This is a genomic window from Natranaerobius trueperi (genome assembly GCF_002216005.1).
GTDB lineage: Bacteria > Bacillota > Natranaerobiia > Natranaerobiales > Natranaerobiaceae > Natranaerobius_A > Natranaerobius_A trueperi.
This window is the reverse complement of record NZ_NIQC01000023.1, coordinates 34,573-41,265: the sequence shown is the minus strand read 5'-3', so window position 1 is coordinate 41,265 and position 6,693 is coordinate 34,573. Positions and strand designations below refer to the sequence as shown.

At 31.8% G+C, this 6,693-nt stretch carries 11 protein-coding genes; 7 read left to right on the top strand and 4 right to left on the bottom strand.

The window, feature by feature from the left end; translation table 11 throughout:
* Window positions 1–211 (bottom strand): transposase (locus tag CDO51_RS09765; protein ID WP_205842108.1); only part of this gene is annotated, 211 nt, incomplete at its 3' end.
* A 115-nt stretch (window positions 212–326) separates the two neighbouring features.
* On the opposite strand from CDO51_RS09765, the gene CDO51_RS09760 reads away from it, so the two are divergent.
* Window positions 327–1,145 carry a DUF368 domain-containing protein gene (locus CDO51_RS09760; protein WP_089024083.1) on the top strand — a complete coding sequence of 273 codons (819 nt, stop codon included), beginning with the start codon at window positions 327–329 and terminating at the stop codon, window positions 1,143–1,145.
* Window positions 1,146–1,191: 46 nt separating this feature from the next.
* Here the strand turns inward: CDO51_RS09760 and CDO51_RS09755 are convergent, their stop codons facing one another.
* Window positions 1,192–1,470 (bottom strand): MDR/zinc-dependent alcohol dehydrogenase-like family protein, encoded by a 279-nt coding sequence (locus tag CDO51_RS09755; RefSeq protein WP_089024082.1) that lies wholly within the window; start codon window positions 1,468–1,470, stop codon window positions 1,192–1,194.
* Window positions 1,471–2,149: 679 nt separating this feature from the next.
* On the opposite strand from CDO51_RS09755, the gene CDO51_RS09750 reads away from it, so the two are divergent.
* The 6 genes from CDO51_RS09750 to CDO51_RS15485 all read left to right on the top strand — a co-directional run bounded on the left by CDO51_RS09750 (window position 2,150) and on the right by CDO51_RS15485 (window position 4,787).
* Window positions 2,150–2,956, top strand: a complete 807-nt coding sequence (locus tag CDO51_RS09750) for a DUF3800 domain-containing protein (protein WP_089024081.1) — start codon at window positions 2,150–2,152, stop codon at window positions 2,954–2,956.
* Between the two features lie 362 nt (window positions 2,957–3,318).
* Window positions 3,319–3,840, top strand: a complete 522-nt coding sequence (locus tag CDO51_RS09745; RefSeq protein WP_089024080.1) for a hypothetical protein — start codon at window positions 3,319–3,321, stop codon at window positions 3,838–3,840.
* Between the two features lie 19 nt (window positions 3,841–3,859).
* A complete protein-coding gene (locus CDO51_RS15065) occupies window positions 3,860–3,982 on the top strand; it encodes a hypothetical protein (RefSeq protein WP_276207022.1) in 123 nt (40 codons plus the stop codon).
* Between the two features lie 16 nt (window positions 3,983–3,998).
* The gene (locus tag CDO51_RS09740) at window positions 3,999–4,199 is read left to right on the top strand and encodes a hypothetical protein (protein ID WP_089024079.1); all 201 of its coding nucleotides are present in this window, start codon (window positions 3,999–4,001) and stop codon (window positions 4,197–4,199) included.
* A 289-nt stretch (window positions 4,200–4,488) separates the two neighbouring features.
* Entirely contained in the window at window positions 4,489–4,701 is a 213-nt protein-coding gene (locus tag CDO51_RS09735) for a DUF1659 domain-containing protein (protein ID WP_158212418.1), read from the top strand.
* Window positions 4,692–4,787 carry a DUF2922 domain-containing protein gene (locus tag CDO51_RS15485; RefSeq protein WP_089024086.1) on the top strand — a complete coding sequence of 32 codons (96 nt, stop codon included), beginning with the start codon at window positions 4,692–4,694 and terminating at the stop codon, window positions 4,785–4,787. Before CDO51_RS09735 ends, CDO51_RS15485 begins: the two co-directional genes overlap by 10 nt.
* Window positions 4,788–5,243: 456 nt before the next feature.
* Here CDO51_RS15485 and CDO51_RS09725 read toward each other — a convergent pair whose 3' ends face one another.
* Both CDO51_RS09725 and CDO51_RS09720 read right to left on the bottom strand, forming a co-directional pair.
* The gene (locus CDO51_RS09725) at window positions 5,244–6,131 is read right to left on the bottom strand and encodes an ImmA/IrrE family metallo-endopeptidase (protein WP_089024077.1); all 888 of its coding nucleotides are present in this window, start codon (window positions 6,129–6,131) and stop codon (window positions 5,244–5,246) included.
* On the bottom strand, window positions 6,124–6,474 hold the full coding sequence (locus tag CDO51_RS09720; RefSeq protein WP_089024076.1) for a helix-turn-helix transcriptional regulator: 351 nt from the start codon (window positions 6,472–6,474) through the stop codon (window positions 6,124–6,126). The genes CDO51_RS09725 and CDO51_RS09720 overlap by 8 nt, the downstream gene beginning before the upstream one ends.
* Window positions 6,475–6,693 lie beyond the last annotated feature (219 nt).

Genomic DNA, 6,693 nt, shown 5'->3' with positions numbered 1-6,693 from the left:
GTTTTTCTCTCTTTCCATTTCGACTATTTGTAGTTTCCTTTTCTCGGTAATCATACTTTGAGTAACCCAGTTCATGATCAAGTTCACTTTCTAGCATTTCTTCTATTAGTTCACCAAATTGCTCCTTCAAAACTTCTTGAATATCATTTACATCTTTTAGTTTACCTTGTTTCATCATTTCTCTTACTTGCTTTTTGTCTATTAAATTCATAACGGTGCAAACCTCCCATTCTATTTTTATTATACATCATTTCGGAAGGTTTACACCGTTTATTTTACACTCTCGTGTACTATAAAGTAGGCATTGAACCCAAAGAGGTGATAACATGAAAAAGCAGTCTTCAAACTTAAAACTAATACTGAGTGGTGGTTTCATTGGTCTATCTAACCTAATCCCCGGTATAAGTGGCGGAACAATAGCAGTTATATCTGGCATCTACGAAGATCTAATTTCTGCTTTAACTAGTAGAATATTTAGTCGTGATAATTTGACATTCTTTATATATCTTGCAATAGGTGCATTGTTAGCAATATTAATATTTTCTCAATTGATTGAATATATGATGGGTGAGTATCTAATACAAATGCAATTATTATTTGCTGGATTAATCTTTGGAAGTTTACCTTCTATATACGCTCGACTTGAATATAAAGAATTTCAATTTCGTTATCTTTTGTCTGTATTGTTAGCCTTTTTAATGCCTGTTATTTTTTTGAATCTTCAATCAAATGAAATCTTTAATAACAATGCTTCTCCGTTATTTAATATATTAAGCTTATTTATAGCAGGACTTATAAGTTCTGCAACCATGGTGATCCCTGGTGTAAGTGGTGGCATGATTTTGATGGTTATGGGTATGTATAATACCATTATTTCAGCTGTAAGTAATTTTGATTTAATGGTGCTATTGTTATTTGGATTTGGTGTTTTGTCAGGAGTTTTACTATTTTCTCACCTTATCAAATATTTGATAACTCAATATACTGAGCTCACTTATTTAGTTATCATTGGCTTACTTTTGGGATCGGTAGTAAGCGTCTGGCCAAGATGGTCTACAGGGATGACCTTTTTACTAGATATAGCGATTTTCTTAGTGGGTTGTTTTATGGTGATAGCGGTGAATAGGTTAGTTGATTTGAAGTAATTAATCTTGATAAAGAGAGGAGCATCGAAGCGCATCTCTTTTGAGTCTATTCAAAAGTTACTAAAGGCTTAATAACTCCATCTTCTTTATTTTCCATTATCTTGAAAGCTTTTTCTACTTCATCAAAAGGTAGTAATGTCGGATCAATACGACCGTTTTCTATTAACCTAAGTAACCTAGACACCCTCTCTTTTCCACCAGGGCATAACCCAGTACGTATAGTTTTACCGGACAGTCCAACTCCCCAGCCTAATCGTGGTATTTTAATATAATCACCTTGACCATAATAACTTATATTAGAAATAGTACCTCCACCTTTAGTCACATTTATACAATTTTCAAAAGTATGTTGAGCCCCTAAATTTGCTGCTTTCTAACTACCTAGTGATTGTTTGCATTGTGAAGTAAAACCTCAGTTATTACACTTAAAACATGGAGTAATGGCATTAACAACTACTTAACCTTCTTCATCAAGATAGTCACCCCTTGGGTTAAATTAAGGAGTGAAGATAAAGCAGGAACAGAAGAAGGAATACAGAAGTATCAATAATTTTAGGGGAAACCGAAACAACAGTAATTGTTTTTTTATAAAATTCACCTAGATATCAACGCTCTCGGGATTTGCTGAGACCGCACAAATCCAAAGTTCGCTTATGATTATCTAGGTAAATTTTAACTTAAGCCACATAAACCAAGCCCCGCTCACAGGTTACGCTTGAAACTAAAGACTTGCATTAGAAGTTAGAGCTTAATGAAAAAAATCTAAACACAACTATAAAGGTTATTGATGGGCATAATCAAAAAAGGTTTTTTGCTAAACTTGTGGAATATTAAATTTAGTTAATAATTTTTAATAAAAAAAAAGGGAAGGGAACTTGCGCTCCATCGAGCGGAAGTTCCCTTCCTTCAGTAAATTATTTAGCACTCCAGTGAGTGGGCAATAATTTACTGGTATTTATATTGTACATATTTCACATAATTTAGTCAACAAGGAGCTGGGAATTTTGGGGAACTCTGAGATAATATTATTTTTTGATGAGAGTGGTAAACGGAATAGTTTTCCTGCAACAATGGGTGCCTTATCAATTCCACAAGAAATTTATAATTCAAATATTTTTAATCAATTAAATAAGGAACTCAGAAATGGTGATATTAAATTCCACTGGAATGAGTATTCAGGTTTTAAGCCCCAGAAAAAAGATATTATAAGTACTCTAAAATTGGTGATGGAATGTTACTCGGAATTTTTAAACTTTAATATTATTAATTACTCAAAGCCAACAAATACTTATAATAATGATATGTTTAATAAAATGATATATTCAAAGTTACCTGAAAGAGTTCTGTATGGATTATTACGTGGTTACGGAAAAGATTCTAAAATCCAAGCAAATATTATAATAGAGTATGCTACTGAATATGAGAAAAATAATTTAAATATAAACGTAAAAAGACAATTAAATGAATTGTCTTTATATAGAGGGGAACGATTTAAAATTGATGATTCAACCCTATGTAATAAAAATCAAGAAATCGGTTTAGAATTAACAGACTTAATTCTAGGAATTATTAGAACGATATTATTAAATCATGAAGTTGATGATAATACCTCAAAAGGTAAAAAAGAAAGAATTGAACTTACACTAGATTTACTCCAAATAAATGAATTTTATACATTTTTAAAGAACCTCAAATATTTTGAATGGACAAGTGATAAACAACTAAATGAAGTCTACTTCAAGGATTATATAATGTTGTTTTTAGCAAAGCAAACTGTGAACTTTGGGTGGCAAAAGAGAACGAAGTATTAGGTGCAATTTAAATTTATTGTGATCTCTATATTAGTTAGTGTTTATTTTAACACTAGCTATGAGTTTTAAGAAAAGTGTCGGGGTTTAAGCTCATCAGGAACATGTGACTACTACAGTAGTCGCATGTTCTTTTTGTGGTTTGCCCTGCATAATACATAGTGATGGCAAGTTTTTCTTAATTCAGGACTATGAGAACCATGGTAAATTAGTTCAGGGATGCATAATGAAATGACGAATATTATAATTATAAAACTAAACAGGAAAAACGTGTTAAATAAAGAAGATATAGTCACACGGAAAATATACTCCTAGGTGGAATAAATTACCTATAAGTGTGGAATTTTACTGAGAGAGGGATTATTATGTGGCAAACCACGTATTTTTATAAAGATCTAGGGAAATCATTAGAAAATGCCGTTGAACTAGTAACAGATTTCTACTATAACTTTTTGTTAAAAGAATTACAGAACTATGTAAATGAGAAGTATTCTGCTAACTATAACCAGTTTGAAGAAATATTTAATGCTGTAGATTATTTTGATTTTGAAGATGCAGCATTAATTAAAACTTTTAACGAAGTTGGTTTTAAATCCTATTTCTCACTGTTTATAAATTTAAATTACGAACGAAAGCAAGAAATACAAAACTGCATAAATAAGGCGAAAGAATTTTTTAAGTGTGTTAAAGAAATAGAAAACAAGGAAGAACGTTTGGAAGAGTACTTTGAATCATTTGAACAGGTTGGTCCGTATTTAAAATATATATTAACAAAAAATGGGCTGATTAAAACCGAAGTTTTTGAAGAAAAGCTTAATCATACACAAAAATCAATGAAAACATCTGTTAAAATGACTTTTAAAGACTCGGAATTGTTAACTCAATAATGAAGACTTTACTAGCTGGATGTCATCGTTTATATCAAATGAAAATGTTAAAACTAAAAACAAGGTTAGGTTTAGAATGAATCGAGACTCTGAGTGGCATATGTCCTCTGACTTAAATGAACTGGACAAGCCAGCAGTATAGAGAAGGAGGAGTACTTATGACTTGTCATACTGGAAATGGTAACGATATGACCTATGAAAATTTTATTGAAGCTATTAAGTTAAAAGACATAACGATGAAAAAAATTAACTTAGAAAAATATATTGATTTTGTTGGTGAAGATTATGATGGTAAATTGAACTTTAACTTACCAGAAGCGGATTATAAGATAGCAAACAAGGAAAATTTTAAATATTAAACTACAAAAAAAGAGATCAATTATCTACTTTGCTTTTTGGTAAATAATAGGGTGTACCAAGGAGTTTTATGTTAATATATTAGACTTCTTAGCTAATATATCATGAAAGCAACCGACCAATTATCAACTCTTCTAATAAATCAAAGAATTACTATTAATCTCTATAGAAACACTTGCGACTTACACTCAAGTCGCAAGTGTTTCTTTTTTTGATCCATAGTATAATTAGTTCACCCAAGAGACCCTGCGGAAAAACAAAAAAAGGAGATGAAAAGCAAAAGTAATCGGATTGTTCGGACCAACAAGACTACAGTTTAGACTAATCACAGGTCAAGATGAAAACGGAAACGCTATTCTTCGCACTAAAAGTTTCAGCCGCATCGATGAAGACATCTATCAAACCGCTGAACTAATGTTAGGACTTCAAAAATACGATGCACTTTCCATTCACAGATTTGACGGCAAAGAACTAGCAATCGTAAAAACTTCACCATATCAATAAATGACCCTATAGAAGGTCTAACAGAAACCGAAGTATCACAAGTAATGGACGAAATACTAGCAAAAGGCATCTTCGTTGGGAACTAGTAAGTAAAGTTACTGCCCGAATCGTAACTAGAGAAACCAACACAGTGATAGAATACTAGAAACAGGCCACTAAAACACAACTCCCTTGGTAAGGTGAGCACTCCTTCCCGAGGGAGTTTCAATAGTAGTTTCCCTTAATAAACCTATCTATTTCCCGGGGAATTTCGACTTATCAAGTCAATCTTCTTGATAGTCAGAAAAACCTAAAAGGATTTTCCATACTACCTCCCCTCTCAATTATAGCTTTGAGTACATTGCATTCATCGCTTCAATAAACTCACTCCATATAGGATTTGATTGTTTTTCATAAGATGTTAAATAGTATTGGTATTTATAAAGCATTCGAAGGCCTTTGTTATTTGCCTGGCTTGAGGGATTAAAAAGTTTGCATCAAGTGTGATAACTTGGGTGGGGTTTTTAATAATACCCATTAAAGCAGTATTTAGAGAAGTAATATCAATTTTCATTGTTATTATCCTCATTAAAGAAACTATTTAATTCAGCAATGTCTTTTTCATCAACTTCTACCTTATAATTAAAGTCTTCAGGTTGTTTATTAAACATTCTCAATAAATTATTAAACTCTTCTTCTGTAATTCTATTTTCTTCAAAGTTTCTAATGATAATTTCAATATTAGAAGGTGAGGTACCGATGTTACGAGTGATGGTGTTTAATTTTTCAAATACTTCTTCTTTGGTAGCTTTAGCTATGCGCCCGTAACTGCTGTCATCATGACGTTCATCAATACTATATAAACTTTGATACTGTTTTTCTGAAATAGAGTCTATTTCTAGTAATCTTTTGACAATGGACCGATATGGTAGCCACCAATCACATTGCAATCTGGCAATGAATCGAAGCAAAGCTTTATTTTGTATTCTGGTAAGGTTGTAAGTTTTAAATTCATTGATAATAAGTCCCTTTAATTTGTCTTCGGGTAATAAAAATTCTGCAGCAAAGCGGTTGGCTTTTATCTCAACGGTATCTTTTTGATCTTCAGACGGACGGCTAAGGTGTGATCTAGTTTTTGTTTTAAAATGATACAGTTCATGGGCTATTGCAAAAATTTGTTTGTCATAATAATCGGCTGTATTCAGACCGATGAAAGCAATGTCCTCTCCTTCTTCTAACTTAGAGTAAATAAGCACAGCAGAAAAAGCCGGTTTTTCTCCAACTGGTTCGATAGGATATTCTAAAAGAGAAATATTCAATTTCTCAAGGACTGTAAAAATGTTATTGGCAATTGGTGTTTCATTTGTAAACCCTAATTCTAACCTTAATTTACTGGCAAGGTCTTTGATTTTTTTCATTTGAACTTCATCGAGTTTTAATAAATTATTCATTTTCAAACTTACTCCTTAGTACTAATTGTTGTCGAAGAGATAGCATCATGGTAATAAGTTTTTCAACACCTTCTTTTTCATTTTCACTTAAAGCTTCGCTTCGCATAGCAGTGAAAGAACCTGTTCTTTCTGTTTCGACAAAAGTGTCGGTTACTTCAAAACCTAACGCTTCTGATAATGCTTCTAATTGGGTGACAGACGGAATGAAATCTTGTTTTTCTATTCGCCCAATTATTACTCTGTTTATACCAGTGAGCTTACTTAATTTTATTTGAGTTAAATCTTTCTCTTTTCTTTTGGTTCGTATAAGTTCTGCTAGTTTCTTAGTAGACAACTTTTTCATTTTGGGCCTCCTTTCGATATATATTATGCCCAAGTTGTAAGTTGATGATACTAAAAATTACATATGTGGTCAATTAAAAGGAGTTAAACCTATGATTGAGCGATATATGTAACTGATAATTACATATCAAAGCCTGTTTTATAAAATTTTTGTAAAGTAGGTACCTTTTGTTGTTAAACTTCAAAGAAAGTATTAAAATAACTGAAGGGTACTTATGTA